Annotated in this window: 28 protein-coding genes; 15 read left to right on the top strand and 13 right to left on the bottom strand. The window is 59.7% G+C overall.

What is annotated here, in order from left to right; translation table 11 throughout:
• Nucleotides 1-19: 19 nt before the first annotated feature.
• Genes EYD00_RS19300 through bioB form a run of 4 tightly spaced genes read right to left on the bottom strand, consistent with a single transcriptional unit; the run spans nucleotide 20 to nucleotide 4,096 of the window.
• Nucleotides 20-1,312, bottom strand: a complete 1,293-nt coding sequence (locus tag EYD00_RS19300; RefSeq protein WP_022563393.1) for an adenosylmethionine--8-amino-7-oxononanoate transaminase — start codon at nucleotides 1,310-1,312, stop codon at nucleotides 20-22.
• Nucleotides 1,309-1,947: a dethiobiotin synthase gene (gene bioD, locus EYD00_RS19295; protein WP_022563392.1), complete on the bottom strand. Its 639-nt coding sequence runs from the start codon at nucleotides 1,945-1,947 to the stop codon at nucleotides 1,309-1,311. The genes EYD00_RS19300 and bioD overlap by 4 nt, the downstream gene beginning before the upstream one ends.
• A complete protein-coding gene (locus EYD00_RS19290; protein ID WP_022563391.1) occupies nucleotides 1,944-3,089 on the bottom strand; it encodes an 8-amino-7-oxononanoate synthase in 1,146 nt (381 codons plus the stop codon). Before EYD00_RS19290 ends, bioD begins: the two co-directional genes overlap by 4 nt.
• Entirely contained in the window at nucleotides 3,086-4,096 is a 1,011-nt protein-coding gene (gene bioB / locus EYD00_RS19285; RefSeq protein WP_374709508.1) for a biotin synthase BioB, read from the bottom strand. The genes EYD00_RS19290 and bioB overlap by 4 nt, the downstream gene beginning before the upstream one ends.
• A gap of 240 nt (nucleotides 4,097-4,336) precedes the next feature.
• Between bioB and EYD00_RS19280 the strand changes: the two genes are divergently transcribed.
• From EYD00_RS19280 to EYD00_RS19250, 7 genes are all read left to right on the top strand, one after another.
• On the top strand, nucleotides 4,337-4,783 hold the full coding sequence (locus EYD00_RS19280; RefSeq protein ID WP_022563388.1) for an acetyltransferase: 447 nt from the start codon (nucleotides 4,337-4,339) through the stop codon (nucleotides 4,781-4,783).
• Nucleotides 4,784-5,051: 268 nt separating this feature from the next.
• Nucleotides 5,052-5,480 (top strand): hypothetical protein, encoded by a 429-nt coding sequence (locus EYD00_RS19275; protein ID WP_034500252.1) that lies wholly within the window; start codon nucleotides 5,052-5,054, stop codon nucleotides 5,478-5,480.
• A gap of 87 nt (nucleotides 5,481-5,567) precedes the next feature.
• Entirely contained in the window at nucleotides 5,568-5,798 is a 231-nt protein-coding gene (locus tag EYD00_RS19270) for a hypothetical protein (RefSeq protein ID WP_022563386.1), read from the top strand.
• Nucleotides 5,795-7,273, top strand: a complete 1,479-nt coding sequence (locus EYD00_RS19265) for a TolC family protein (protein WP_022563385.1) — start codon at nucleotides 5,795-5,797, stop codon at nucleotides 7,271-7,273. Before EYD00_RS19270 ends, EYD00_RS19265 begins: the two co-directional genes overlap by 4 nt.
• Nucleotides 7,274-7,287: 14 nt before the next feature.
• Nucleotides 7,288-8,637: a multicopper oxidase family protein gene (locus EYD00_RS19260; RefSeq protein ID WP_022563384.1), complete on the top strand. Its 1,350-nt coding sequence runs from the start codon at nucleotides 7,288-7,290 to the stop codon at nucleotides 8,635-8,637.
• A 35-nt stretch (nucleotides 8,638-8,672) separates the two neighbouring features.
• Nucleotides 8,673-9,149 carry a cupredoxin domain-containing protein gene (locus EYD00_RS19255; RefSeq protein WP_022563383.1) on the top strand — a complete coding sequence of 159 codons (477 nt, stop codon included), beginning with the start codon at nucleotides 8,673-8,675 and terminating at the stop codon, nucleotides 9,147-9,149.
• Nucleotides 9,150-9,172: 23 nt separating this feature from the next.
• Nucleotides 9,173-9,457: a copper-binding protein gene (locus tag EYD00_RS19250; protein ID WP_022563382.1), complete on the top strand. Its 285-nt coding sequence runs from the start codon at nucleotides 9,173-9,175 to the stop codon at nucleotides 9,455-9,457.
• An 86-nt stretch (nucleotides 9,458-9,543) separates the two neighbouring features.
• On the opposite strand, the gene EYD00_RS19245 is transcribed toward EYD00_RS19250, so the two are convergent.
• Complete coding sequence (locus EYD00_RS19245) at nucleotides 9,544-10,254, bottom strand: phosphatase PAP2 family protein (protein ID WP_234704085.1); 711 nt, start codon at nucleotides 10,252-10,254, stop codon at nucleotides 9,544-9,546.
• A 298-nt stretch (nucleotides 10,255-10,552) separates the two neighbouring features.
• On the opposite strand from EYD00_RS19245, the gene EYD00_RS19240 reads away from it, so the two are divergent.
• The gene (locus EYD00_RS19240) at nucleotides 10,553-11,251 is read left to right on the top strand and encodes a response regulator (RefSeq protein WP_004437520.1); all 699 of its coding nucleotides are present in this window, start codon (nucleotides 10,553-10,555) and stop codon (nucleotides 11,249-11,251) included.
• Nucleotides 11,248-12,405, top strand: a complete 1,158-nt coding sequence (locus tag EYD00_RS19235; protein WP_022563380.1) for an ATP-binding protein — start codon at nucleotides 11,248-11,250, stop codon at nucleotides 12,403-12,405. The genes EYD00_RS19240 and EYD00_RS19235 overlap by 4 nt, the downstream gene beginning before the upstream one ends.
• Nucleotides 12,406-12,413: 8 nt before the next feature.
• Here EYD00_RS19235 and EYD00_RS19230 read toward each other — a convergent pair whose 3' ends face one another.
• Nucleotides 12,414-13,892 (bottom strand): MFS transporter, encoded by a 1,479-nt coding sequence (locus EYD00_RS19230; protein ID WP_374709507.1) that lies wholly within the window; start codon nucleotides 13,890-13,892, stop codon nucleotides 12,414-12,416.
• A 170-nt stretch (nucleotides 13,893-14,062) separates the two neighbouring features.
• On the opposite strand from EYD00_RS19230, the gene EYD00_RS19225 reads away from it, so the two are divergent.
• Together EYD00_RS19225 and EYD00_RS19220 are read left to right on the top strand one after the other, a co-directional pair.
• Nucleotides 14,063-14,914 carry a LysR family transcriptional regulator gene (locus EYD00_RS19225; RefSeq protein ID WP_004437510.1) on the top strand — a complete coding sequence of 284 codons (852 nt, stop codon included), beginning with the start codon at nucleotides 14,063-14,065 and terminating at the stop codon, nucleotides 14,912-14,914.
• Nucleotides 14,915-15,033: 119 nt separating this feature from the next.
• Nucleotides 15,034-15,816, top strand: coding sequence for a pyrroline-5-carboxylate reductase (locus EYD00_RS19220; protein WP_022563378.1), 783 nt, complete (start codon nucleotides 15,034-15,036; stop codon nucleotides 15,814-15,816).
• Between the two features lie 48 nt (nucleotides 15,817-15,864).
• On the opposite strand, the gene EYD00_RS19215 is transcribed toward EYD00_RS19220, so the two are convergent.
• The 6 genes from EYD00_RS19215 to EYD00_RS19190 form a co-directional block, all read right to left on the bottom strand.
• Entirely contained in the window at nucleotides 15,865-17,463 is a 1,599-nt protein-coding gene (locus EYD00_RS19215) for an MFS transporter (protein ID WP_022563377.1), read from the bottom strand.
• Complete coding sequence (locus EYD00_RS19210) at nucleotides 17,460-17,900, bottom strand: DoxX family protein (protein ID WP_004437503.1); 441 nt, start codon at nucleotides 17,898-17,900, stop codon at nucleotides 17,460-17,462. The genes EYD00_RS19215 and EYD00_RS19210 overlap by 4 nt, the downstream gene beginning before the upstream one ends.
• Nucleotides 17,901-18,103: 203 nt before the next feature.
• Entirely contained in the window at nucleotides 18,104-20,086 is a 1,983-nt protein-coding gene (locus tag EYD00_RS19205; RefSeq protein ID WP_004437500.1) for an amidohydrolase, read from the bottom strand.
• Nucleotides 20,086-20,376: a XapX domain-containing protein gene (locus EYD00_RS19200; RefSeq protein ID WP_034500179.1), complete on the bottom strand. Its 291-nt coding sequence runs from the start codon at nucleotides 20,374-20,376 to the stop codon at nucleotides 20,086-20,088. The genes EYD00_RS19205 and EYD00_RS19200 overlap by 1 nt, the downstream gene beginning before the upstream one ends.
• 73 nt (nucleotides 20,377-20,449) lie before the next feature.
• Nucleotides 20,450-21,139, bottom strand: coding sequence for a hydrolase (locus EYD00_RS19195; RefSeq protein WP_004437494.1), 690 nt, complete (start codon nucleotides 21,137-21,139; stop codon nucleotides 20,450-20,452).
• 140 nt (nucleotides 21,140-21,279) lie between these two features.
• Nucleotides 21,280-22,212, bottom strand: coding sequence for a ring-cleaving dioxygenase (locus EYD00_RS19190; protein ID WP_006699975.1), 933 nt, complete (start codon nucleotides 22,210-22,212; stop codon nucleotides 21,280-21,282).
• Nucleotides 22,213-22,331: 119 nt separating this feature from the next.
• On the opposite strand from EYD00_RS19190, the gene EYD00_RS19185 reads away from it, so the two are divergent.
• From EYD00_RS19185 to EYD00_RS19175, 3 genes are all read left to right on the top strand, one after another.
• Nucleotides 22,332-23,231, top strand: coding sequence for a LysR family transcriptional regulator (locus tag EYD00_RS19185; RefSeq protein WP_004437488.1), 900 nt, complete (start codon nucleotides 22,332-22,334; stop codon nucleotides 23,229-23,231).
• Between the two features lie 195 nt (nucleotides 23,232-23,426).
• Nucleotides 23,427-24,050, top strand: coding sequence for a TetR/AcrR family transcriptional regulator (locus EYD00_RS19180; protein ID WP_022563374.1), 624 nt, complete (start codon nucleotides 23,427-23,429; stop codon nucleotides 24,048-24,050).
• Between the two features lie 23 nt (nucleotides 24,051-24,073).
• Nucleotides 24,074-24,517, top strand: a complete 444-nt coding sequence (locus tag EYD00_RS19175) for an SRPBCC family protein (protein WP_022563373.1) — start codon at nucleotides 24,074-24,076, stop codon at nucleotides 24,515-24,517.
• A gap of 216 nt (nucleotides 24,518-24,733) precedes the next feature.
• Here the strand turns inward: EYD00_RS19175 and EYD00_RS19170 are convergent, their stop codons facing one another.
• Nucleotides 24,734-25,201, bottom strand: a complete 468-nt coding sequence (locus tag EYD00_RS19170) for an Lrp/AsnC family transcriptional regulator (protein ID WP_006699972.1) — start codon at nucleotides 25,199-25,201, stop codon at nucleotides 24,734-24,736.
• A gap of 121 nt (nucleotides 25,202-25,322) precedes the next feature.
• Here EYD00_RS19170 and EYD00_RS19165 point away from each other — a divergent pair, with 121 nt between their 5' ends.
• Nucleotides 25,323-26,801 (top strand): NAD-dependent succinate-semialdehyde dehydrogenase, encoded by a 1,479-nt coding sequence (locus EYD00_RS19165; RefSeq protein WP_022563372.1) that lies wholly within the window; start codon nucleotides 25,323-25,325, stop codon nucleotides 26,799-26,801.
• The last annotated feature ends 10 nt before the right edge of the window (nucleotides 26,802-26,811 follow it).

The following is a 26,811-nucleotide window of genomic DNA, read 5'->3' as shown; positions in this document are numbered from 1 at the left end:
GGTCCTGGCATCTCCATTTCTAGCTCCCGGCGGCGCGCGAATTTACCGGTGCAGCCTGAGTAACGATCCCGGCAACCTCACCGATGACGTCAAAGGCGCGTGTCAGGTCGTCAGGCGTCGAACAATACGGCGGCATCAGGTAAAGTACGTTGCCGAGCGGGCGGATGAGGAAACCGCGCTCGCGGAACAACTGGCGCATGCGTGGCCCCGCTGCGGAAAGATACCCCCCAGCAGGCACCACAAGATCGAGCGCGGCGATGGTGCCCGCCTGCCGGATATTGGCGAAACGGCCATCATCTGCAAATCGCCCGATATTATCGCCCAGCGCCTGTTGCACCTGCCCGATGCGCTGGAGAACCGGTTCATCCCGCCAGACCTGAAGATTGGCGACGGCAGCGGCGCAGGCGATCGGATTGGCCGTATAGGAGCTCGAATGGAAAAAGGTTTTGCGACGGTCGGTCGAAAAATGCGCATCGAAAATCTCTGCGCTGCACAGCGTTGCCGCCAGCGGCAGGGAACCGCCTGTGAGCCCTTTGGAGGTGCAGAGAATATCCGGCGAAATTGCCGCCTGCTCGCAGGCAAACAGGGTTCCGGTCCTGCCCCAACCGGTCATCACCTCATCGGCGATGACGAGGCAGCCGTGGCGTTCGGCTATCTGTTTCAGCCCGGCAAGAACATGGGCGCCATAGATCTTCATGCCGCCGGCTCCGAGCACCAGGGGTTCGATCAGCAGGGCGGCAATGCGGCCCGAGCGGCAATAGACCTCGAACATATCCAGTGTGCGCTGCTCGCTGTCCGCCTCCGGGAAGGCCAGACGGTCGACGCCGAAAAGCAGCGGCTCATAGGCGGCATTGAACACACCGCGCTCGCCTGTCGACATGGTGCCGATCGTATCGCCATGATAGCCATGCTCCATCACCACGATACGGTCGCGCTTTTCACCGCGATTGTGGAAATAACCGAGCGCCATTTTCAGCGCCACCTCCACCGCCGTCGAGCCGCTGTCGGAATAAAACACATGGTTTAAGCCTGCGGGAGCAAGCTCAATCAGCCCTCGGGCGAGCGTCTCAGCGGACTCATGGGAAAATTCGGCAAAAATAACCTGGTCCAATGTCTCGGTGGCGGCGCGGATGGCCGCCATGATTGCCGGATGCCGGTGCCCGTGGGTGGTGACCCACCAGGATGAAATGGCGTCGAACAGGCGATTGCCATCCTCATCCACCAGAAACGCCCCTTGCGCCGAGACCACATGTTTCATCGGCGGTTCCAGCCCATGCTGGGTGAAGGGATGCCAGACCGGGGAACGGCTCATTCCGGTGCCTCCAGAAAATCAGCGAGATTGAAGTGTTGGGCGAAGGCCTGATGCAGCGCGTCGCTGGTCAGATCCGCCAGGCGTGGCAACCGGCCGAGCGGACGCACCGCGCCTATATTCGAAATGACGCGCTGGTTTTCCCTGTCTTCCTCACCGATGAAAACCACGCCCTGCACCGGAATGGCGCGTTGCCGCAACGCCTCGAGCGACAGCAGCGTGTGGTTGATGGTGCCGAGCGCGGTTCTGGCGCACAGAATGAGCGGAATTTGCCAGCGGGCGAAGATATCGACGAAGAGCACGCTCTCAGTCAGCGGTACCAGAAGCCCGCCTGCGCCTTCGATGACAAGCGGTCCATCCAGCCGCGGCGGCTGTAAAAATGCGGGATCGATCGTGGAATTGTCGAGACGAGCCGAAAGATGCGGCGAGGCAGGCGTCTTCAACCGATAGGCTTCCGGCAGGATGCGCGTAGGCGCGACGCCGGCAAGCCTTGCCACCGTCTCGCTGTCGGTTTCTTCCTCAAGCCCTGACTGCACGGGCTTCCAGTAATGAGCCTTGAGGGCATGGGTAAGCGCTGCGGCAAAAACCGTCTTGCCGATGCCGGTATCGGTGCCAGAGATGACAAAACGGAGACTCACGCCGCGTCCTCCCGCAACGAGAGGGCAAGCAACCCGATCATAGCGGCAATCTGGCTTTCCTCCACATTGAGCGTGATGGCGATGCGCAGCCGCGCCGTGCCTTCCGGCACCGTCGGCGGGCGGATCGCCCGCACATCGAAGCCCCCTTGCCGCAGCCGCGCGGCAATCTTCAGCGAGCGTGCATTGTCGCCGATCATCACCGGAAGGATCTGTGAACCGCTTGGCGCCACGCCGAGTTGGCGCTGTAACTCCTCGCCGGTAAAACTGACCAGTTCTGCCAGTCGCGACCGCCGCCAGGGCTCGTCCGCGACGACGCGCAGGGCTTCCCGCACCGCCGCCGCCATCAGCGGCGAAGGGGCGGTGGAATAGATGAACCCGCGGGCGCGGTTGACGAGATAATCGGCAAGAACCGCAGGCAGGCTCAAAAGCGCGCCGGAGGCCCCGAGCGCCTTGCCGCAGGTGTGAAGCGCCACCACATTGCCACGGCCTTCCAGTGCCGCAGCAAGTCCACGCCCACCGGGGCCGAAGACGCCGGTGGCATGAGCTTCATCGACAACCAGAAAACCACCATGCCGTTCGGCAAGATCGGCAAGCGCCGCGAGCGGCGCGCAATCGCCATCCATGGAATAAAAGCTTTCGACAGCGATCCATGGTCGCCCCTTACCGCCCGCCTGCCGCCAGCGGATTATTTCCCGCTCGAATGCCTCGACCTCATTATGCGGCTCAGCCACCGCCTTGGCCTTTCCCGCCGCAATGCCATCATGCACGCTGGCATGGATCAGGGCATCATGTAGGACAAGATCGTCCCGCATTGGCAGGGTGGAAAAAAGTGCGACATTGGCGGCAAAACCACTGCTGAAATAGATCGCTTTTTCGGCCCCGAAGAACGCCGCCGCTTCCGCTTCCAACGCCTCGTGTTCGGGGTGATTGCCACGCAGCAATCGCGAGCCACCGGCGCCCACCGGCACGCCTCTTGCCATGGCATCAACGATTGCCGCCTTCAGGCGCGGCGCTTCGGCAAGGCCGAGATAATCGTTCGAAGTGAAATCGACCCCCTCGCGCGGTGCAAGCGCACGAAGCCGCGATTTGCGGCTGAGGCCAGCAAGCTTCGCCTCATAGGGGGAGAGCGCCGCGAGGTTCACCGGCAGCCTCCTGCTTCCACAGGCGGCAATTCCATTGGCTTGAGGCCGAGTCGGCGGAAGAGCGCCGTATCGTGATCTTCCCCCGGATTATCCGCCGTCAGCAGCGTTTCGCCGATGAAGATGGAATTGGCGCCGGCCAGGAAACAGAGCGCCTGCGTCTCATCGCTCATCTCGGTACGCCCGGCAGAAAGCCTTACATGCGAACGCGGCATCAGGATGCGGGCAAGCGCGATGGTGCGGACGAATTCGATCGGATCGACAGGATCGGCATTGGCCAGTTTCGAGCCGGGGATCGGGATCAGCATGTTGATCGGAACGCTTTCCGGCGGAGCCGGAAGGTTGGCGAGCGTCACCAGCATCGAAATCCGGTCTTCGACCGTCTCCCCCATGCCGAGAATGCCGCCGGCACAGACTTTGATGCCGGCATCGCGGACATTGGCGAGCGTCGCCAGCCGGTCCTCGAAGGTGCGGGTCGTAATGATCTCGGAATAAAACCGCTCTGACGTATCAACGTTGTGATTATAATAATCCAGCCCGGCATCGGCCAGCCGCTCGGATTGCTCCGGCGTCAGCATGCCAAGCGTCATGCAGGTTTCCATGCCAAGCGCCTTCACGCCTTCGACCATGGCGACAACAGCCTCCATGTCGCGCTCCTTGGGATTACGCCAGGCCGCGCCCATGCAATAACGCGTCGCCCCACCCTCTTTTGCCTTGCGCGCCTCCGCCAGTACCCGCTCGACTTCCATGAGTTTGGAAGCCTTCAGACCGGTCGGATTTCGGGCGGACTGACTGCAGTAACTGCAATCTTCGGGGCAGCCGCCCGTTTTGATCGAAATAAGCCGGCTCATCTGGATTGTATTGGCATCGAAATGACGCCGGTGCACCTGCTGCGCTCGAAACAACAGATCGTTGAAGGGTAAATTATAGATAATTTTCGCCTCTTCGTTGGCGGAATTCGGCTCAGCATCGCTCAAAGCAACCGGTTTTTCGTCAGTCCGCAGCGCCATCTGATCCATACGTCACTCCCAATCCTTTAAATAAATAGATAGAACTTGTTTTTATCTATTTTTTTCCGATGGCATTTTGCAAGCACTTTTTTCTTGAGAGTTTTTTCGACGCGAAATGCAGACACGACCGAGCGGGACAGACAGGCCGCATTTCGAGGGTGGCAATTCCCCACATATTTGCGCACGAAAAGATCGAGCAGGCCCATGGCGCGAAACCGTCCGAATTGCTAAAGCTCGGGAATGATATCACTTCGCACCTCCACCAATGGCGACGCGGCGCGCATCCTCGACATATGGAGCAGGGCCGTTGACGCAACCCATGGCTTTCTACTTCGGCAGGATCGCGTTGCGATCGGCGACGAAGTCAGGGCATTTTTGCCGCAGGCGCCGTTGACGCTTGCCGTCGACGAAACAGACCGCGCCCTGGGTTTCATGTTTCTGCATGAAGGCCATCTGGAGGCGCTGTTCATCGATCCGGACCATCACGGCAAAGGCATCGGCAAGGCCCTGGTGGAAAGTGCGCTTGCGCTTCACCCGGCACTGACAACCGACGTTAACGAGCAAAACGGCGAAGCACTGGGCTTTTATCGCCGGCTGGGCTTCAAGCCGACGGGACGCTCCGATCTCGACGGACAGGGGCGGCCCTATCCGCTCATCCATCTTCGATTTCGCCCGACGGAAGAATAGACCGCCGGCGGCGCGGGGGATGACAGTGCCATGCACACCATCATCCATTTCTGAGCCCGCATTTTCTGCGACGGAGCCGCTTTGCGCTGCCTCCTCCCGAATTCATCGCCGAGGCCGATATTACCTGCATCGTCGGCGAAAGGGCCGCATCAGGCTGTGGTCTTTCGCATGAAATCGGATGGGCGATCAGCTTCACGTCAAGGTTTTCATCAATGGTTATGAACCATATCCATTGACAAATCACGGGACAGCGGCTTTTCTAAAGGCCATGCGTGAAACGTTGCGAGCATCGAAATTGCTGGCCCTTATGTTTAGACTGGTGATGATCCTATCACTGGCTGGCTACAGCGTTTCCACCGTGAATGCCGCAATGCATGGTCCCGACGCCGGCGGAATGCAACACGCTCAATCCGCCACGATGGATCACGGCAAGATGATGGATCATGGCGGCTCGGCGATGATGTCCGACACTCATGGTCGCCACGGCGTCCAGGACCTGCAGGGAATGTCCGACGAGGACGGTGGTGTCAAAAAAACCGCGAAGCCACAATGCTGCGGCGATTTCTGTCTCGGCATGGCGGTTCTGATCGATCACGGCACAGTCGGCACGCCCGTCGTCAGCGGCATCCGCTCCTTCCTCGACGACAGCAAGGCGCTGGGGCAGACCCCGCTTCTTCACCGCCCCCCGAATATCTGAACAGGCAAAGCCCGCCTTTGGGCAATGACCGTGCGTGAGCGGCTGTAACGCCGCTACGCCGTTACATCTCCTGTTCGGAAACGACCCATGAACCCAATTTATATTGTGGTTGCGGCGCCCCTGCTTCTGGGCGGCTGCACAGCCACATCGATGATGAATGACGCCGCCTCCTATGACGACGCGGCAAACCCGACGCTTGCCGTCGCCCCCCTCAGCTACCAAAGCCCGGTCTCGGCTTACACGGCCCGCATGCCGGTCGATCCCAAACCCTGGCGTGACCAGAACGATGCGCAGGCTCCAAAAGGAGACGCATCATGACACCACGTGCATTCAAACTCGGCGCAAAACTGGCAGCCGTTCTATCCATGCCGCTTTTTCTCAGTGGCTGTGTCTCGGCCGCACAATATGCGGCGTCAGATGCTGGGTTCATCAATGTTTCGGCAAAGACATCGGAAGCGACCGGAAAACAGGCCATCTGGGTGCAGAACCGGGTCGAAGCGCAGGCAACACAAGCCCGCGTCAAAACGCTGATGGCGGCCAGCAAGGTCCTTGATGCCGAAACCGCCGTACAGGTTGCGCTGCTGAACAACAAGGGCCTGCAGGCGGCCTATGCCGATGTGGGGGAAGCCGCTGCCACCGCCTGGCAATCGACCATGCTGGTCAATCCGCGGGTCGGCATCGGGCTCACGGGGATCGGCACCCCCGGCCTCAGGGCCTATAAGTCAATCGAGGGTGTGGTCGTCACCAATATCCTGGCACTCGCCACCCTCAAGCAGAATGTGGCGATTGCCGATACCAACTTCCGCAAGGCGCAGCTTGCCGCCGCGCTGAAAACGCTGCAACTGGCGGCAGATACGCGCCGGGCGTGGATCAACGCCGTTGCCGCCCTCGAAAATGTCGGCCAACTGGCGCAGGCGCAGACCGCGGCGGACGCCGCCTCTGAACTCGCTAAGAAGCTTGGCGAGGCGGGCTCGCTCAATAAGGAAGGCCAGGCCCGCGAGCAGGTGTTTTATGCCGAGTTGACAGGCCAGATCGCCAGGGCGCGGCTTGAAGCCCGCCTTGCCAAGGAAGAACTGACGCGGCTGATGGGTCTATGGGGAGCGGATATTGAATACGCCATTCCCAACCGCCTGCCGCAGCTTCCAAAAACACTCGCCAAGCGTGACATGATCGAGGCGGAGGCGCTGCAACGCCGCGTCGATCTGCAGACGGCAAAACTCGATCTTGAGGCGACTGCGCGCTCCTTCAAGCTCACGGAAGCCACCCGCTATGTCACCGATCTCGAGTTGCGCTCCGGTTTCGAGACCGAGCGCGAGCTGGAAGACGGCGAAAAGCACAAACAGACGACCGGCAACGCGGAACTGGAATTCGTCATTCCGATCTTCGATTCCGGCCAGGCGCGCATGCGGGAATCCGAGCTCGCTTATATGCGTGCAGCCAATCTGCTGGCGGAAAAGGCGGTCAATATCCGCTCGGAGGCCCGCTCGGCCTATCAGGCCTATCGCTCGAATTACGATATCGCCCGGCATTACCGCAACAGCGTGGTGCCCCTGCGCACCAAGATCGAGGAAGAGTCGCTGCTGACCTATAACGGCATGCTCACCAACACCTTCGAGCTGCTGGCCGACAGCCGCGAGAAGGTCAATTCAAACCTGCTGGCCATCAATGCCAAACGCGACTTCTGGCTCGCCGAAGCCGGCCTCGCCCCTGCCATTTATGGCGGCGGCGCAGGCGCGTCTGGCGGAGAGACCGAGGTTGCCGCCGCTTCCGGCGGCGGTGGTGGCGGACATTGAGAAAGGGAAAGACCATGTTCAATAGAAGACAACTTCTGGGCGTCAGCGCCGCTATGGTCTCCTCGGCGGCCTGGGCGAAAACCTCGAACAGCAGCCTGCCGGAAGCGGCAGTGATGGAAACGGCGGCAACGCAGGCGCCGGTAAAGCCCACCGCCGGTCCCGATTATAATCCGGTCGTCACCTTGAATGGCTGGACCCTGCCCTTCCGGATGAACAATGGCGTCAAGGAATTCCACCTTGTCGCCGAGCCGGTGGAACGCGAAATGGCCGAGGGCATGACTGCCCGTCTATGGGGTTACAACGGCCAGTCACCGGGCCCCACCATCGAGGTCGTGGAAGGCGACCGGGTGCGCATTTTTGTTACCAACAAGCTGCCGGAACATACGACGATCCACTGGCACGGCATGATCCTGCCATCGGGCATGGACGGGGTGGGTGGACTGTCGCAGCCGCATATCCCCGTCGGCAAGACCTTCGTCTACGAGTTCGACCTCTTGAAGTCGGGCACCTTCATGTACCACCCGCATTCGGACGAGATGGTGCAGATGGCGATGGGCATGATGGGCTTCTTCGTTGTCCATCCGAAGGACCCCACCTTCATGCCGGTGGACCGCGATTTTGTGTTCCTGCTCAACGCCTTCGACATCAATCCCGGCACCTCCGTCCCCAAAATCATGACGATGACGGATTTCAATCTTTGGGCATGGAACAGCCGGGTGTTTCCGGGCATCGATCCGCTGGTGGTTTCCAGGGACGACCGGGTGCGCGTGCGTGTCGGTAACCTGACCATGACCAACCATCCGATCCACATGCACGGTTACGATTTCGAGGTGACCTGCACGGATGGCGGCTGGGTGCGGCCGGAGGCGCGCTGGCCGGAGGTCAGCATCGATATTCCCGTCGGCGCCATGCGGGCTTATGAATTCGACGCCAAATATGTCGGCGACTGGGCGATCCATTGCCACAAGTCACACCATACGATGAACGCCATGGGACATGACGTCCCCACCTTCATCGGCGTCGACAAAAAAAGCGTCACCGAAAAGATCCGCAAGGTCCGGCCGGAATATATGCCGATGGGCACCGCCGGCATGGCGGATATGGGCGCGATGGAAATGGAAATCCCCGAAAATACCGTTCCGATGATGACGGGGTGGGGCCCGCACGGCCCGATCGAAATGGGCGGAATGTTCTCTGTCGTGAAGGTTCGCGAAGGCATTTCCGCGGGCGATTACGCAGACCCCGGCTGGTACGAAAATCCGCCCGGCACGCAGGCCTGGGAGTGGACCGGCGAATTGCCGGACAGCCAAAAAAACACCGACCCCAAAACGCAGATCACGCCGCATCCGATGAAACACGGCTGAATATGACCCACCCTTACAAACCAAGGAACAATGACATGACCAGACTGAAAATTGCACTGCTTCTCACCACTCTTGCCACGCCAGCGCTCGCATCCGGCACCCACGGCGGCGGCCATGAAGCGATGGCGGTGGGCGAACCGGGCGACAAGGCAAAGGTGACCCAGACCATTCAGGTGACGATGAAAGAGACACCCGATGGCAAGATGCTGTTCACGCCCGCCAAATTCGAATTCAGGAAGGGCAAGACGGTTCGCTTCGCTGTCAAGAATGCCGGCGAGCTGGACCATGAATTCATCATGGACGAGCAGAAAGCCAATCTGGAGCACAAGGCTGCAATGGCCAAGGTGCCGGAGATGGAACACGACAACCCGAATGCTATCACCCTCGCGCCGGGAGAAAGCGGCGAAATCATCTGGAAATTCACCAATGACGGCATGTTCGAATTCGCCTGCCTGAAACCCGGACATTACGAGGCCGGCATGCGCGGCGATCTCAAAGTATCCGCCAAGTAACCCACGACCGAAGGAATCTCACCATGAAGACCGTCATTAAGATCACCGTCGCAGCCGCACTTCTACTCACCGCTCCATTCAGCGCATTTGCAGAGGAATTCACCAAGGGAACAGTCAAGAAAGTCGATGCTGCCGCCAAGAAGGTCACGATCATCCATGAAGAACTGAAGAACCTCGACATGCCAGCCATGACCATGGTGTTCCGCGTCAAGGACGATGCGATGCTCGGCAAGCTCAAGGAAGGCGCCAATATCGAGTTCATCGCCGAACGCGCCGACGGCAAGCTTGTCGTCGCAAAGGTGAAATAAGGCTGCCATCATCTGCGCAGAAGAAACGGAAGGGGCAGCGGTTTCCGCTGCCCTTTTGATATTAGCGGTCGGATGCCCGACGGGCGTTATTGTTCGGCAAACGGTCTTGTTTCGGCGGAGCGCCGCGCACCATCGCTCTTGCGCGAAAAAGTCGCGTCGATCGCACGCCGATTGTTGATGAACGGCCGATGGAGCAGAAGAAATACCGCAAACATCAAAGGCCATGCAATCAGGACATCCGAGAGGAAATGAGCTCCCATCGCCACCCTGTTCAGGGAGAAAATCACGATGAACGGCGTCAATATCGCGGTGCCGATCAGGCGAAATTTCCCTGGCAGGAGAATGATGAAGGCCAGAAGGGCGATTGCGGAAGCGCTTTCACCGGAAGGAAAAGAGCAGTTTCGGGTGCAGCTGCCACCGAGGGAAAGAACCGGTGTAAAAACCAGCTCTCCCCCGAACTCTGCGAGATGCCGCGGCCTTGCCCTGCCGAACAGGTTTTTCAGGGCATGCACCGCAGCGCCCGGTCCCAGAGCAAAAAAGACGATAATAAGCAGCAGCCTGTGTGGTGGAAAAAGCCGTGGCAAGCCGCGCGAGAAGGGCATTACGACAAGCATGCACACAAGTCCGGACAGCAAGACCCAGGGAAGCCTGCGGTTCAGATCGCGAACGGAAATCAGGAACTCGTCCTCGCCGAGTGTGAAACCTTCCGCCCAGAATTGCCGGCTTACTTCAAGATCGATATCCGGCCTGATCGTAAAGACAATCATCATCGCAAGGGCGACCAGAAGAGCCAGCACAAAGGGACTGCCGGAGGCACGCGCAAATGCCTGACGAACGACAGAAATAAAGTTGACACGAAATTTCGACCGTTGGGTCAAACGCCGCTTTTTGGGGTGGGTTTTATGGGTGAGAGACTGGTGCATGGCCAGTTCTCTCCCGCAGAAATGTCAAGGCTCTGCGGAGAAAGACACAAGAGCGTATGGAAAGGAGTGCCGGTGGCATCCATTCGGGCACAGCGGCTCTTGCCCGATGTTCCGCATCCGCTTAGCGTCCCGGCGCTGCCACGGCCGACACCAGTACATTTGCGGATTGAGTATGGACAAAGGACTAATTCTAATCGTCGAAGACGACCCCGATATTATTCAGATCCTGGACGCCTATCTCGTTCGCGAAGGATACAGAACCGTCAGAGCCAGCGACGGAGAAACGGCGCTGACCCATTTCTCCATGTTGAGACCTGATCTGGTTCTCCTCGACATTCGCCTGCCGAAATTCGACGGCATCGAGGTTTTGAACCGCATCCGGCGGGAACGGGAGACGCCTGTCATCATGGTCACATCTCTCGCCGAGGACATGGACAAGCTGACGGGCCTTCGCCTCGGCGCTGACGACTACATCGTCAAACCTTTCAATCCGCATGAATTGATCGCGCGGGTGAATGCCGTGCTGAAACGCACGCGGCAACCGGGCTCTGGCGGGGTTTTACGCTTCGGGCCCATTGAGGTAGACACCGAAGCCTATGTCGCAGCCGTCTGCAACGACGGTCAGCGGGCCGTTCTGCCGCTCACGCTGAGCGAGTTCAGGATCCTCGCCCATATGGCGCGTCGTCCCACCCACGCCTTTCAGCGTGCCGATATTCTTGACGCCTGCCTGCCGGAAAGCGATGCGCTGGCGCGCACCATCGACACACACATTGCCAATCTGCGCAAAAAACTGACGGACCATGGCGCCTGCGGTTATCTCGTCTCGGTGCGCAGCATCGGTTATCGGCTGGCAGGGGAGCAAAAACCATGAAGCCTTGGCGGCTCCGCCTGCGGACGATGACGGCGATCACGATCACTACAATGCTCATCTTTGCGGTTGCGTTGGTCTATTTCGGCGTTTCCTGGTATGCGGACAATATTCAGGAGCGCATGATCGCCCAGCTATCGCCGGATGCCTCCAAGGCCTTCTCGGATATAGACCGGGGTGTGATGCCAGACCAGCGTCAGCTTGAGGCCCTTGTCAGGGTTTTGCCGGGCCTCGAGGACGAGGCCGATAACGAGCTTATCAAATCCGTGTTCATTTTCGGATTGCTCGGTGTCTTTCTCTGCAGCTTGCTTGGTTACTTCATCTCTCGGCGCATTGCGGCACCTCTAGGCGAACTTGCCGATGCAGCGCGGCGCATGGCGACCGGCAACTTCAGCGGAGGAGCAGAGATCAGGGGGAGCCACATCGCAGAGGTCGCATTTCTCGTCGACAGTTTCGAGAGCTTGATCCGGGAACTTCAGATGATGGAGCACCGGTTGAAGTTCAACACGATGGCGGTAGCCCATGAACTGCGCACCCCGCTCACGATCCTGCAGGGCCGTTTGCACGGCATTGCCGATGATCTCTTTCCCCTCGACAAGGAAGCCATTCGCCACCTCATCGTCCATGTGGAGGGGCTGGCACGTCTCGTGGATGATTTGCGCACGCTTTCTCTGGCCGAAACCAACAGCCTCGTCAAAGACACCGAGCCACTTGATCTTGCCGCCGAATGCGCGGCCGTGGCGGAGGCGGCACGGCCGCTCATGAACGAAGCAGGCATTGATCTCGAGATGTCGCTGGAGGCAGCATCAGTTTGCGGCGACCGTCAACGCCTTCGGCAGCTGCTGCTGATCCTGATGGACAATGTGCGCCGCTACGCGGCGAGCGGCGGATTTATGCGTTGTTCGACCGGGCTTCAGGACGGGCGCGCCTTCGTCTCGATCGAGGATAAAGGGCCGGGCTTCCCCGCCGGCGTCGAGGCGCACGGCATCGAACTCTTCTGGCGGATGGAACCGTCACGCGCGCGTAAGACCGGCGGGACAGGTCTCGGCCTGTCCATTGCCCGCGCAATCGCACAGGCGCATGACAGCGATCTGCAGATAAAGGCGCGCCCGGACGGCGGAACGATCGTGACCGTCATTTTCCGGGAGGCATCCTGAACTCCAGCCTAGTCATGGGCAGGCTTTCGCGCCGGCCCGAAGATCATGAAGCTGATGGCGGCGAGTAGCCATACACTGATGCCGGCATAAAGCATGACCAGGCCGAACCCATCCGCAAGCGCCCGGTGGACAAGCTCTTCCGAAACGCCCTGCGCCGAGGCGCCAGCAGTTCCCGCGGCGATCTTTTCCGCCAGCGACTGCACATGAGACACATCCGCCCCGATCGGCAGGTTCGCCCGAAGCGAAGCCCCCACGCCCTCGACCAGAATAAAGCCCATGATCGGAATGTTGATGGCAAGCGAGATCATGCGTGCGCTCATGTCGATGCCCGAAGCCATGCCCGAACGGGCGGGCGAAACCGCGCCCGTGGTCGTGTTGGTAACGGGGGTATTGGTAAGTCCGAGCCCCATTCCGGCGAGGATGCAGCCGGGCAGCATTGTAAGCCAGTTCGCCTCTTCGATACCGCTTCCCAGCTTCATCAGCATGAAGCCGAGGCCGATGGTGAACAGTCCTGCCGGAATGACGAGGCGGGGTTGGTAGCGCAGCGACAGGCGTTCCGCCAGAGGCGGGACCACCAAGGCTGGCAGCGTATAGGCAAGCAGGCCGAGCCCGGCGGTGACGCTGTCATAACCGAGGCCAGCCTGAAACCAGATCGGCAGATAGATCATGAACGGCCAGAAGCTGATATTCATCGCGGCCGAACCGATGATCGCCCCGGAAAAAGGCCGGATGCGGAACACTGAGAAGTCGAACATCGGTCTTGAACTAAGCTTTTCGGCAATCAGGAAGGCGATGAAGCTCGCAGCCGAGGCGCCAAGGATCAGAAGCGCCGCCGGGCTCGCAAAACCAAGCTCGGGTCCCTGTGTGATGAAAAAGGCAAGGCAAAAAACGGACAGCGAAAGCGTGGCCATGCCGGCGATATCCAGACGTGCCGCCTCCGGGTCACGCGATTCTCTCACACCGCCCGAAGCAAGCAGCCACGTCACGATGGCGAGCGCTACGTGAACGAGGAAAACCCATTCCCAGCTCCACAGCGCAACAATGGCACCACCGATGATCGGGCCGAAACCGAGCCCAACGCCAGAGATGATTCCCCACCAGCCGAAGGCCATGCCGCGCTCCCGCGCCGTACGGAACTGGTGCGACAGAATGGCGATCTGGCACACCAGCATCGCTCCTCCGCTCAAGCCCTGAAAGAAGCGCGCGCCGATCAGCACCGGAACATTCTGCGTCATTCCGCAGGCAAGAGAAGACAGGGCAAAGGCAGCAATACTGGCAATAAAGACACGTTTGCGGCCGAAGCGGTCGGCCAGCGCACCGGTTGCCATCAGCACCATGGTCACGCCGATGGTATAGGCATTCATGATCCACTGGAGTTGCCGGAAATCCGCGTGCAGTACCTGTTCCAGTGTCGGCAGGATCGCAGGAACGCTGGAGATTTCCAGTCCGAACATAAGAGCGGAGAGACAAACGGCAGCGAGCGCCATGGCGCTTCTGCTGCCCGTTTGTTCGGTAATAACAAGGGTCATTCTTCAGCCTTTCTTGGCTCGGCTCGCAACTGTGAAACCGATCTACGAGGCGACAGGCTAGACAAAGCTTGACCATAACTGAATTGGATGATTGGCTATTTCAGAGACAACAAATTGGAATAGTCGACATGAGCACGCTGGATGTGGAGGCCGTCGAAGCCTTCGTTACCATCGCCGATATGCAGAGCTTCACCCGCGCGGCCGAAGCGCTCGGCACCACCCAGGGCGCGATCAGCGTCAAGCTCAAGCGATTGGAAGACAGGCTGGGCCAGCGGCTGCTCGAACGCACACCGCGTTCGGTGCGGCTATCCGCGCAGGGTGCAGTGTTTTTGGCGCCCGCCCGCGAGTTTCTCGCCGCACACGATCGCGCATTGGCAGGCCTTTCCTCACCGCGCCGTCGTTTTGGCCTCGGCATTGCCGCCCACGTGGCAGGACCGGAGGTGCCAACCCTTCTGGCCCGCCTCAACGACCATGATCCGGGCCTGACGATTGAAGTGCGGATGGACCATTCGCGCTCCCTGCTCGACGCGTTCGACCGTGGGGAAATCGATGCGGCCATCATCAGACGCGAGGACGACCGGCGCGACGGCGAGGTTCTCGGACCGGAGCATTTCGGCTGGTATGCAACCCCGCAATTCGAACATCGTCAGGGTGAACCGTTGCGGCTTGCGGCACTGTCTCCCGCCTGTGGCGTGCGTGATATAGCCACCCGCGCCCTGGACGGGGCTGGCATAGCCTGGACGGAGGTTTTCCTCGGCGGCACATCGTCCATGGTAACCGCGGCCGTTTCGGCGGGACTTGCGATTTCCGCCTTCTCCTCCCGTCTTGCCCCACCCGGCACCGTGGAGGTGAGCCAGCGTTTTGGGCTGCCTTCCCTGCCTTCCACCGAAATCATCATGTTCTCGACCCTGACGGACAGCAGATCGCGTGAGGCGTTGCGAACGCTCGCTGCCGCTTTTCGCGAGCATCGGCCGACCTAAGTGCCGTGGCGTCACAGATGGCCCGACCGCCTGTCGACATTTACCGGTGGAAAATCTAGCATCGCGCCAAACTGGAAGGACCGACCATCTCTCGATCCAGCCGCCACAGTGGAGTATTCATGTCCCTGCCCCAAAAAATCGGTTTTATCGGAACAGGCGCCATCACCGACGCGATGGTACGCGGCCTGCTTGCCAGACCCGCCGCCGTACCACATGTCATGGTGTCCCAGCGCAGCGCGGATGTTTCGGCTGAACTGGCTGCCGATTTTTCGCAGGTGATCGTCTCAAGCGACAATCAGGCGATCGTCGATGGCTGCGATACCGTCATGCTGGCAATCCGTCCCCAGATCGCCGAGGAGGTCATCCGGCCGCTACGGTTCAGGGACGAACAGAAAGTCATCAGCGTCGTGGCTGCGACCAGCCGGGAAGCCCTTCTCGACTGGATCGATGCGGATGTACATCTCACCCAGGCGATCCCGTTGCCCTTCGTCGCCCGCCGCAAAGGCGTCACCGCCATTTATCCCGCCGATAGGGACACGACAGCAATCTTCAACGTGCTCGGTAATGCGGTGGAATGCGAGACCAAGGCCGAATACGACCTTCTGGCCGCCGGAAGCGCTCTGATGGCTACTTATTTCGGCATCATGCAGACGGCAACGGAATGGTTGGCCGAAAACGGACTGCCGGAAGAAAAGGCGCGCGCCTATCTTGCACCCCTCTTTGGCGGCCTCTCCGAGGTGGCGGTGTTGGCCGGAAGCAAGGCGGATTTTAACGAGATCAGCCGCGAATTCGCCACCAAAGGCGGCCTCAACGAACAGGTGCTAAAAGACTTCGATGGCAAAGGCGGTTCAAAGGCCTTGAAAGATGCATTGAGCCGCGTGCTCGAGCGGATTGCGCGATAGCAGCCGGTGCAACGGTAGGAACAAAAGGGGCCTTTCGGCCCCTTTTGTTTATGCCTTGCCCGGACGGTTGATCGTCAGGAAGTGGCGCACGACAGGCTTTTCCAGCCCGGAATGATAAGCCAGCACCTTGCCCTGCAAATCTGCATCGGCATTGGAGACCCGCTTGTGCTGGCGAAGATGTTCCGCCCAGGATTCCACCATGAACCATTCGACGAGCTTCTGCGGATCGGCGGAGTCTTCCGTGACACCCCAGCCATAGGCGCCATCGCGGCGACGTTCCTGGGAAAGCTCGTCGAGTGCATGCAGGAAAGCGGAGCGGTGATGCTTTTCGACATTATATTCGATCAGGATCAGAACCGGGCCGCGATCATGGGCCACCGGCTCGGCAACGAGCGGTTCCGGCCAATGGTTTGATGGCACCATATCCGCATCACCCGCAGGCAGTTTCAGGCGGTGCATGACAAGGCCCGCAACCAGCAGTCCCGCAGCACCGATCAGCAATGCACCCGGCACACCTGTGGCTTCACCAACAGCACCCCAGCCAAGGCTGCCGGCTGTCATCGCGCCGTTGAAGACGGTGAGATAGACAGCAAGGCCACGGCCACGCACCCAGTTTGGCAGAACTGCCTGGGCGGCCCCGTTCAGCGTCGTTAGAGCGGTGATCCATGCGCCGCCGAGGAACAGCAGGACGATGATGGCAAGCCACTTCGGCGGTGCGAGTGAAAGCGCGGCCATGACGAGTGCGGTAATGACGGCAGCACCGAGAAGCAGGGCGTCTGCATCGAAACGTTCGCGCAGCTTCGGCATGACCAGCGCGCCGCCGATGGCGCCAGCGCCGACAGCACCGAGCAGGATACCGTAGAAGCTGGCGTCTCCGCCGAGCAATTGCCGGGCAACCAGGGGCAGCAGCGCCCAGACGGCGCTGGCGAAAGCGAAGAAGATCGCGGCCCGTAGCAGCACGACATGAAGCGGCTTGCTGGCACGGGTGTAACGAAGGCCCGCCCGGAAAGCGCCGAGGAAACCTTCGGCCAGCGCATCGTCAGCGTTCTTTACCCGTGGCCACCACAAAAGGGCGGCGATGACGACGAAGTAACTGGCGACATCGGCGCCATAGGTAAAGGCCGCGCCGAAGGCCGCAAGCAGGATGCCGCCAGCAGCCGGACCTATGGAACGGGCGATATTGATGCCGAGCGAGTTCAGAGCCACGGCGCTCTTGATATCCTCGCGCTTCACCAGCTCCGGCACGATGGCCTGCCAGGTCGGTCCCATCAGCGCCGCACCGATACCGCCGAGGAAGGTGAGACCGATCAGGGCGCTGACGGACAAAAGGCCGGTGTGCGCAAGAACCATGAGGGTGACGCTGACAGAGGCCAGCAACAGCTGAACTGCGATCAGGAACTTGCGGCGGTCGAGAATATCGGTCAGCACGCCGGCCGGGATCGCCAGAAGAAAGATCGGCAGGGTTCCAGCGGCCTGCACCATGGCGACAGCCGCCGGAGAGGCCGAAAGATCGGTCATCAACCAGGAACTCGCGACATCACGCATGAAGCTGCCGGTATTGCCCAGCACCGTCGCGGCCCAGAGGACGGCGAAGACCGGTTGTGCAAGCGGAGCAAAACTGCTTGCGGAGGATTTTGCGGCGCTCATTTGCCCGTTCCTTTCGTGAGATCGATTGCAGCGACGACGACAAATGCGCCAGCGAGACCTAGATGTTCAAAGAAGGCATTGGTGGCCATCATGCGGTCCATGCCCGGCGCCATTTCCCAGAAGCGGAGAGCAATGAAGGTGGCGACAAGAGTGAAGCCCGCCAGTGCCAGAGCTCCGGCCCAGCGCAGGAAGCCCGACACGACCAGAGCGGAGGCGGTAAGTTCGAACAGGATGACGACCACGGCGAATGCGGCCGCCGGCTGAAGGCCAAAATGGTTCATCTCGGCAATCGCCCCGGGAAAGTCGAAAATCTTCGTCAGCGGTCCCTGAATATAGGCCGAGCAAAGCGCCAGAAGCGCAAGGGTTTTTGTGGCGGGTGCGGCAACGATATCCGCAAGGAAGACCCGAAGGCGAAGGGTTGAAGACGGCTCAGTCATAATGTGCTCCTACTGGCCGTTCGGTTCGAGCGGCGCTGGCGTTCATCTGATGGAGCGATATTGGCGCAAAGGATTACCGCCAACAATTGCATCAATAGTTTCGATATAATTGCGTAATTTGTAATATTCTTTTATCGGCTATTGGTCGTATCCCACGGGCGGCACATGCGCCGCCCGTGGGTGAGTTTCTTTGCCGATGAGGCTTATACCGCCCAGCAGGAGCAGCCCAGGGCACCGAAGAAGCCTTTGAGATCGGCAATCGGCAGCTTCGATGTCCAGGCACCGGCATGGTCGTGACCATGCACACCGCAATCGCTGGCGCAGCCGCAGGTGGAGATGGCCGTGCGGCGCAGCGAGCGGGCGCCGGCGCCATCCGGTTCACCCCAGGCGGCGTAGCCGCCGAACTTGCGCACTGGCGACCAGTCTGGCATGGCCGGCGGAATATTGCTCTCGTCCAGTGCCTTGAAGTCACCGGCGCCATAGACGACCTTGCCACCCACCATCGTCAGTTCCGAGGTAAGGAAGGAGATTTCATCCTCCGCACAGGAGAAGAAGTCCTTGTCCGGCACCACGAGATCGGCGAACTGGCCTTTCTCGATGCGGCCCTTCTTGCCTTCTTCATTCGAGAACCAGGTGACTTTTTCCGTCCACATGCGCAGCGCCGTTTCGCGGTCGAGGCAATTGGCGCGCGGGTAAAGCTGCATGCCGCCAACGGTCTTGCCGGTCACCATCCAGAAGAGCGACACCCACGGATTGTAGGAGGCGACGCGCGTTGCATCCGTTCCGGCCGAAACGTTCACACCCTTATCGAGCATGCGCCGGATCGGTGGTGTGGCTTCGGCCACGCCCTGGCCATAACGCTCGACGAAATATTCGCCCTGATAGGCCATGCGGTGCTGGGTGGCGATGCCACCGCCAAGCGCGGCGATACGGTCGATGGAGCGGTCAGAAATGGTTTCAGCATGGTCGAAGAACCAGTTAAGCCCTTCGAGCGGGATATCACGATTGACCTTTTCGAAGACATCCAGCGCCCGCGAAATGGTCTCGTCATAGGTGGCATGCAGACGCCAGGGCCAGCGGTTTTCCGCCAGAATCCGGACAACATCTTCAAGTTCGCCTTCCATCTCCGGCGGCATATCGGGCCGCGGCTGACGGAAATCCTCGAAATCGGCCGCGGAAAAGACCAGCATTTCACCCGCACCATTGTGCCGGAAATAATCGTTGCCCTGCTTGTATTTGACCGATTGCGTCCAGTTGAGGAAGTCTTCCTTTTCCTGTTTCGGCTTCTGCGTGAAGAGGTTGTAGGCCAGCCGAACGGTCATCTGGTTCTCATCTGACAGCTTCTGGATCACCTCGTAATCATCCGGATAATTCTGGAAGCCGCCGCCGGCATCGATCACGCCGGTCACACCCAGCCGGTTCAGTTCGCGCATGAAATGGCGGGTGGAATTGACCTGATAGTCGAGCGGCAGTTTCGGCCCCTTGGCAAGCGTCGAATAGAGAATGCCGGCATTCGGCTTGGCGAGCAGCAGGCCGGTGGGATTGCCGTTGGCATCACGGGTGATCTCGCCGCCGGGCGGGTTCGGCGTGTCCTTGGTATAACCGACGGCACGCAGCGCCGCGCCGTTCAGCAGCGCCCTGTCGTAAAGATGCAGAAGGAAGACCGGCGTATCCGGCGCGACCGCATTGATCTCCTCGATGGTCGGCAGGCGCTTTTCGACGAATTGGTGCTCTGTGAAACCACCGACGACGCGCACCCATTGCGGGGCTGGCGTTATCGCGACTTGGCGTTTGAGCATGTCCATGGCATCGGCAAGCGAGCGCACGCCGTCCCAGCGCAGTTCCATATTGAAGTTCAGGCCCCCACGCACGACGTGGGTGTGGTTGTCGATCAGGCCCGGCAGAACCCGCTTGCCCCTCAGGTCGATGATCTTCGTTTCCGGCCCGGCAAGGGCCATGACCTCGGTATCGCTTCCCACCTCCAGAAACAGACCATCCTTGATGGCGACTGCCGTTGCATTCGGATTGCCACGATCAAGTGTCGTGACGCGGCCATTGTGAAGGATGGTATCTGGATGCATGGACGAAGCTCCGCTCTTGATGGGATCAGCGGCCTTAGCCGGTGAAAACAGATTCGGAAAGGCGAGACTGGATGCCGCGCCGAGGAAAGTGCGTCGTGTTGGCATCAGCTTCTCTCCCTCTCGATGGGTGCGGTGCCCTTGGCAATATCTACCTTTTCGACACCACCCTTGGGCATATGACCGAACATGTGCGGCTTGATCTGGTTGAACCACGAAACGGCGGCCGGTTCCCTGTCTATGATCGTTCTTGCGAAAGGGATGATCTGTTCTCCGACCAGGATGCCCAGCAGACCGACCAATGCAATGACGGGCGGCGCGGGCGAACGAACATTGAGCAGGCTGTAAACGATGCCGACGAGCAGGCCGGCGCCAAGCGACAGAAGATAGACTTTCATGGAAACCTCCTTTGGGTGGATGAAGCCGCGCCGGCCGGGATATTGATCCCGCCGGCGCGTCAGGGTTGAAAGCTTATTTCGCGGGGTTGGGGCCGATGCGCTTGCCGTGCTTGACGCGCTCAGCACCGCCATGAACATGCGTGACCGCATAATCGATGCCCATGCCGTAAGCGCCTGAATGTTCCTTCACCAGCGAGGTGACGGCGTCATAGGTTTCCTTGCGCGCCCAGTCGCGCTGCCATTCCAGCAGCACCTGCTGCCAGGTGACGGGGATGACGCCCGCCTGCACCATGCGGTCCATGGCATATTTATGCGCATCGACAGAAGTGCCGCCAGATGCATCCGCCACCATGTAGATTTCGTAATCGGCGACATCATGCAACGCCGAAAGAGCGAAGGTGGTGTTGCACACTTCCGTCCAGAGGCCGGAAACAACGATCTTCTTGCGACCGTTGGCGGCATTCTTCGCCAGGGCATCGCGGACATTCTGGTCATCCCAGGAATTCATCGAGGTACGCTCGAGGATGTCGTTTTCCGGGAATACTGCCAGCAGTTCCGGGAAGGTGTTGCCGGAGAAGCTTTCCGTTTCAACCGTGGTGATGGTCGTCGGAATGTTGAAGATCTTTGCCGCCTTGGCGAGGCCGACGACATTGTTCTTCAGGGTCTGGCGATCGATCGACTGCACACCGAAAGCCATCTGCGGCTGCTGGTCGATGAAGATGATCTGGCTGTTGGCGGGAGTAAGGACTTCAAGCTTCGACATCGTGGTTCTCCGTTCAGGTGATGATTGCCGATCGACGGCGGTGAAATTGACAAGGCTTCGCCGGCCGGCTGCCCGGCAGGGGCAGCCGCCTTGAAAGCGTGGATATGATTTCTTCAGTGGATGCGGATCAACGACCCGCTTTATGCCGCAAGGGGAGCGAGGTTCGCCTCGATCTGATTGCGGAAAGGCTCATAACGGCTTGGCAGCTTGAGCGCTTCGCCCAGATGCGCGGTATCCTCGTCGCGATCGAAACCGGGTTCGTTGGTGGCGATTTCGAACAGGATACCGCCCGGCGTGCGGAAATAGATCGCCCAAAAGTAATCGCGGTCGATGACAGGGGTGACCTGATAGCCGGTGTCCATCAGCGCCTTGCGCACGTCCAGCTGCTTTTGACGGTTTTCAACCGCGAAAGCGATGTGATGAACCGAACCGGCTCCCGGACGGGCAAAGGGCGTCTTTGGCAGTGTGGCGAGATCAATCGTATCGGCGCCGTTGCCGCCGGGAATGACGAAGCGGGTTACATCGCCTTCTGCATCGGCGCGCTCATATCCCATGAAGCGAAGCAGTTCCTCGGTCGCCGCCGTATCATTCAGATTGAAGCGCGCGCCGGTAAAGCCGCGTATGGCGTTGTCTTCGGAGATGCCCTCGGCAAGCCATGGAGCGCGGGCATCGTTATCCGTTTCGATCAGCGCGAGTCCATCGCCATCCGGACCGGTAAAACGCAGGCGCTGTGCACCGAAGACCGTATCGGCCTGAAGGCCGGCGGCACCTTTCGTAATGAGACGATCTTTCCAGAAGCCGAGCGAACCCTTGGGAACGGAAAACTGCGTCTCGCCTACTTCGCCGACGCCCGGACGGCCGGCCATCATGTTGGCGAAGGGAAAATACGTCATGACCGTGCCCGGGGTTCCCTTTTCGTCACCGTAATAAAGGTGATAGACGCTTGGCTCGTCGAAGTTGACGGTTTTCTTGACCCGGCGCAGGCCGAGCGTATCGGTGAAGAAGCTGTTGTTCTGCCGCGCATCCGACGCCATCGAGGTAACGTGGTGCAGGCCCTTGATATCCTTGATCATCGTCGGCGCCTTTCGCTGTTGGTATGCCCGTTTCGATGGAGAAATATGTAACCCGCTTGATTGCATCGCGGAATTGCAATATTTTTCTCGAATGAATTGCGATTTTTGAAATAATAGAGATGAACGATCACAAAGCTCTCAAAACCTTCCTGATGGCGGCCGAAAAGCGCAACTTCGCGCAGGTGGCCCGTGAACTCGGCATGACGGCAGCGGCCGTCACCCGTGCGATTGCAGCACTTGAAGATGATCTCGGCGTGCAATTATTCGTCCGGACCACCCGTCAGGTATCGCTCACGACGGACGGGGCCGTCTTCGCCGCACAGATTCAGCCGGCGGTCGAGGCTTTGGAGAACGCCCGGCGCGATGTTCGCAACGCCCACAAGGCCGACGAGGGACGCCTGAGGATCAGCGCGCCGACATGGCTCGGCAAAACGGTGCTGCCGCCGATCCTGTCGGGCTTCCGGGAACTCTATCCGAAAATGTGCTTCGAGATTTCGTTATCGGACGGCCTGGTCAATATCGTGGATGATGACTACGATCTGGCGATCCGTATCTCGTCCGCCCCATCGGACAAATTCACCATATGGCGCAAGATCAGGGCTGTGCCGCGCATATTGGTGGCGGCTCCGGGCAGCCGGTTCGCGCAGATGAAACACCCCGCTGAACTGACGCCTGACGATTGCCTTGCCTACAGCGGCGAGAGCCGTCGGGAGAATTGGGTTCTGTCAGATGGCGGGTCAAGTATCACGATAACGGCAGGTCGTGCCTTCAGCGCCAATAGCGGCGAGGTTCTGGCCGATATGGCTGCGGATGGCGCAGGGGTCGCCTTGCTGCCGGGCTTCAACATCGCACAGCATATCCACAGTGGCCGCCTCGTCCATGTCCTGCCCGGCTGGTCGCCGCCGGAACTCTGGCTGACACTCTATTATCCGCCCTATCAGGCCCTGCCGCCCCGCATCGCAACTTTCTCGAAATTTTTCGAAGAACAGTTACCAGCCTACATGGTGGCGCTGGAGTAGAACTGCCCGGATCTGCGCATTAATGACGGCGCGGGAGCGGCGCGCTCCCTCGCGGGATCCGTAAACGCGCCTTCTGTTATGCGCCATCCTGCCCAACAATATTGGACCGCGAAGTCACCGGGACAACACACCAGTAAAATTCCGCTTGATTAAATACCGACTAGTCTGTATTTAATCAAGCAAGGGAGATTTGATGTGGCAAGGAAACAGAACCCATTGACCAGGCCGGGCCTGCTGGAGGCGGCATTTACCGTGATCCGGACGAAAGGTTACGCCGCGACGACAGTTGACGATGTCTGCGCCAAGGCCGAGCTGTCCAAAGGTGCATTCTTTCACCATTTCTCCAGCAAGGAGGAAATGGCGGTCGCGGCTGCCCAGCACTGGTCGGAGGTAACCGGTGCCGTGTTCGAAACCGCGTCCTATCACGATGCCGCTGATCCACTGGAGCGACTGCTGAACTATGTCGCCTTCCGCAAGCAGTTGATACAGGGCGAATTGCCGGATTTTACCTGCTTTGTCGGCACCATGGCGCAGGAGGTTTACGAGACCAGCGAGGCGATCCGGCAAGCGTGCTGGAATAGCATTTCAGGCCACGCCGAAACACTTGTCAGCGATATCGAAGCAGCCCTGGATCAATACAGGATAACAGAGACATTTACGGCGGAAAGTCTTGCCCTGCACATTCAAGCCGTCATCCAGGGCGCCTTCATTCTGGCAAAAGCGAGCGGGAATCCGCAGCAAGCCGTCGAAAGCCTCGACCATCTTCACCGCTATATCCGGCTGCTGTTCAGCCCGACAATGATCGACCACGTTGAATGACAACGCATCAACAGGAGGAAACCATGCCAAGCGTCATTCGTCTACATCGCGTCTTCGCAACGAAACCCGAAAAGCTCTATCGCGCTTTCATCGAACCGGATGCGATTTCAAGCTGGCTCCCGCCATTCGGGTTCACCTGTACCGTTCATGAACTGAATGCGAAGGTCGGCGGCAATCACCGGATGTCTTTCCGAAATTTCACGACGGGCGACAGTCATTCCTTTGGCGGGACCTATGTTGAACTCGTGCCCGGAGAGCGCCTTGTCTACACGGACCGCTTCGACGATCCCAACCTGCCTGGCGAAATGAAAGTCACGGTGAACATGAAGGCAGTGGCATCCGGCACCGAAGTGAATATCGAACAGGAGGGCGTGCCGGATATCATTCCGGCTGATGCGTGTTATCTCGGCTGGCAGGAGTCACTGCGCAAGCTTGCCAAGCTCGTGGAGCCCGAAATCACGCAATAGCGCGCGACAATGTTCCAAATTGCGAGCGCATGATCTGCCTGCGCAGGCTTACATGAACTCGCAGTTCCCGGAGGCTCCGGATCTGTCATCGCACGGATATCCGGACCTCCTTCCTTTCCCGCTGCTTGGGCGGGGTCTTGCAGCCCGTCCAGAACTAGAACGACCGTACAAAAGGCGGAAGTCCCGACACAGACATGTTAGCAGGCCTCTGGCCGGTCAGTCTTCGATAGGAAAGGCGAATCCGGCCTTCACGCGGTCCATGACGACCATTGTCTTGAACCCTTTAATGTCGTGGTTTTCATAAAAGAAGCGGCGGGTGAAGGCCTCGTAGTCCTCCATGTCCTTTGCCGTGATTACCAGAATGAAATCGGCATCACCGGTGACATAATAGCCGATCATGACTTCGCGCGTCGCACGGATCGCCGCCTTGAAGCGATCGACGATGTCCGCGCGCTCCCGTTCCAGCGACACGAGGACAATCATGGTGATGCCCCGTCCCACGGCTTTGGGCGAGATAATCGCCACATCCGCCTCGATCACTCCCTCCTCCCGTAATCGCTTGAGCCGCCTCTGGCAGGCCGTCGGCGAGAGATTGACGATCCGCGCAAGCTCCTCCGACGTCAGACGGTTGTTCTTTTGCACGGCGTCAAGCAGCGCCCTGTCGGCTCGATCAATATTGGTCATGCAGAATTCCTGCGTACTTGGGTAAAAATTAGCATTATTTCTGCGTCAAGCAGGAAATAAATGCCGGAGATCGATCATGCAGCGACGCTAAGCTCCACGCAAATGAAAATGGAGCATATTCATGAAAGGTATTGCCAGCGCCGCGTTGAAGAACCTTCGCCGGCCCGATCTGATCGAGCATCGCGCCTTTTTGGGCGGGGTATGGGTGGAGCGCAGCGAGAGGCTGAGCGTTATCGACCCAGCAGGCGGCGGCCATCTCGTGGATGTGACCGCCTGCTCTCTCGATGATGTCGATTCCGCCATAGAGGCCGCCAGCGCAGCCTTCCTTCACTGGCGCGAGACGCTGCCGGTAGAACGCGGCGACATCCTGCGGAGCTGGGGCAGAATGATGCGCGACAATGCGCGCGATCTCGCCATTATCATCAGCGCCGAGCAGGGCAAGCCGCTGGAAGAATCGCAGGGGGAAATTTCCTACGCGGCCAATTTTCTCGACTGGTTCGCAAGCGAAGGCGAGCGATCCTATGGCGAGACAATACCGAGCCACCTGAAAGGTGGCAATCTCTCCGTACGGATGCAGCCGATCGGCGTAACGGCAGCGATCACGCCATGGAACTTCCCGTCAGCCATGATAGCCCGCAAGGCAGGAGCGGCCCTTGCCGCCGGTTGCACCATGATCGTCAAGCCGGCACCCGAAACTCCGCTCTCGGCGCTGGCTCTGGCAAAACTTGCGGAGGAGGCAGGCATGCCGGCCGGCGTATTGCAGGTACTGCCCGGTGAAGCCGCGCCTCTGGCGCGTCGTCTTCTGGAGCATACCGATGTGCGGGCGTTCTCCTTCACTGGCTCGACGGAGGTCGGGCGGCTGCTCCTTACCCAGTCGGCGGCAACCGTCAAGAAAGCTTCGCTGGAGCTGGGTGGTCATGCACCCTTCATTGTATTTGGGGATTCTGATCTTTCTCAAGCGGTGGCGGGGTGCATCAGCGCCAAATTCGCTACATCTGGCCAGGACTGCCTGGCGGCAAATCGCATCTATGTTCAGCGAACGCTCTATGACCGCTTCATCGATCGGTTTGCCGACGCAACTTCCAGACTGACCGTTGGCCACGGCCTTGAACCGGGCATCGACATTGGGCCGATGACACGGCCGTTGGTCGCCGAAAAGTGCCGTCAGCAGATCGCACAGGCGCTTTCCGCCGGCGCGCGCCTCGTCTGCGGCGGGCAGGACAGTCCGCTCGGCGGCAATTTCGTAACGCCAACCGTGCTGGCTGATGTGACTGAAGACATGCTGATCGCACGTGAGGAAACCTTCGGGCCTGTGGCCGCCATCCTTCCCTTCGATGACGAGAATGAGGTCGTCCGCCGCGCCAATGCTACCGAGATGGGGCTTGCGGCCTATGTCTACACCAACGATCTGGGCCGGGCGATGCGCCTGACCGACCAGCTGGAATACGGCATGGTTGCCGTCAATACGCCGAAATTCACCGGTGCGCCAATTCCCTTCGGCGGCTGGAAACAATCCGGCCTCGGTCGCGAAGGCTCGCGCCACGGCCTGATGGAATATCTTGAACCCAAATATGTCTGCTTCGGCAATCTGGCTGCCTGAAAGGAACCCG

The organism is Agrobacterium sp. 33MFTa1.1, assembly GCF_004328495.1.
In the GTDB taxonomy this organism is placed as follows: Bacteria; Pseudomonadota; Alphaproteobacteria; order Rhizobiales; family Rhizobiaceae; genus Agrobacterium; species Agrobacterium pusense.
Note: the sequence above shows the minus strand (reverse complement) of the source record. Positions and strands in the feature narration are given on the sequence as shown.